The sequence below is a fragment of the Marinobacterium mangrovicola genome, assembly GCF_004339595.1.
Lineage (GTDB): Bacteria > Pseudomonadota > Gammaproteobacteria > Pseudomonadales > Balneatricaceae > Marinobacterium_D > Marinobacterium_D mangrovicola.
This window is the reverse complement of sequence record NZ_SMFU01000005.1, coordinates 1-1,235: the sequence shown is the minus strand read 5'-3', so window position 1 is coordinate 1,235 and position 1,235 is coordinate 1. Positions and strand designations below refer to the sequence as shown.

The following is a 1,235-nucleotide window of genomic DNA, read 5'->3' as shown; positions in this document are numbered from 1 at the left end:
TGTAGTGGTTCAATGATTCCGGACACCCAGATAGGTGGTAACCTTGCCACCCAAGAGGTGTTCAATGAAAAAGCAACGTCGTTCCTTTACGCCCGAGTTCAAACTGGAAGCCGCCAGTCTTGTGCTGGATCAGGGCTATTCCATCGCTGAGGCCTGCCGGTCACTTGGTATCGGTGATACCGCACTGCGTCGGTGGGTGGATCAGTTACGTGCCGAACGTGACGGTGAAACACCCGCCAGCAAAGCCATGACGCCCGAGCAGAAGCGCATCCAGGAGCTGGAAGCCAGGGTTAAACGCCTGGAGCAGGAAAAGGACATCCTAAAAAAGGCTTCCGCTCTCTTAATGTCAGACGAGTTCAAACGTATGCGCTGATAGACCGTTTGAGAGAGTTAAAGCCTGTTGATCTGGTCTGTCAGGCATTCGGTATTAATCGCTCCAGTTATTATGACTGGTCTAAAGCAAAGCGGTACATCAAGCCGCACCGGCTTGAACTGAAAGCCCACGTAAACCGTGCTTTCAAGCTAAGTCGTCGCGCGCTGGGAAGCCGGGGCATCTGTAACTTTCTGGCTTCAGAAGGAATCGATGCCGGCCGCTATGTAGTCCGTCGCCTGATGAAAGAGTCCGGCTTGGTGTGCAAGCAGCCAGGCCAGCATAAGTACAAGAAGGCGACCGTTGAGCATGTGAACATCCCCAACCGGCTGAACCGCGAATTTGATGTGTCACAACCTAACCGAGTCTGGTGTGGTGATGTCACCTACATTTGGACAGGGTCTCAGTGGTCGTATCTCGCCGTTGTTCTGGATCTTTACGCCCGCAAAGTGGTTGGCTGGGCAGTCTCTACGACTGCCGACACAAGTCTGGTCATCAAGGCGCTGAATGACGCCTGGAATCGGCGAGGGCAGCCTGAAGGTGTCCTGTTCCATTCCGATCAGGGATGTCAGTACACGAGCCTGAAGTTCCGCCAGCGGCTCTGGCGCTATCGTATGGTTCAAAGCATGAGCCGTCGGGGAAATTGCTGGGACAACTCTCCAATGGAGAGGCTGTTCCGCAGTTTGAAAATAGAATGGGTTCCGGAAACGGGTTACCCATCACTGCTGGTCGCCAAAATGGATATTGGTCGGTATTTGATGGATTACTACAACCGCCAGCGGCCACATCGTGCGAATGGTGGCATCAGTCCGCTGGCGGCGGAAGAAAAACTTAAAACCGTGTCCGGGATTAGTTGACCACTACA

Annotated in this window: 1 protein-coding gene; it reads left to right on the top strand. The window is 53.5% G+C overall.

The window, feature by feature from the left end; all coding sequences use genetic code 11:
• Nucleotides 1–64: 64 nt before the first annotated feature.
• Nucleotides 65–1,227, top strand: a protein-coding gene (locus CLV83_RS00880; RefSeq protein ID WP_132286189.1) for an IS3 family transposase whose coding sequence is annotated in 2 segments (ribosomal slippage) — nucleotides 65–320 and nucleotides 320–1,227 — 1,164 coding nt in all. Because the reading frame shifts where the segments join, the coding sequence is not laid out codon by codon here.
• The last annotated feature ends 8 nt before the right edge of the window (nucleotides 1,228–1,235 follow it).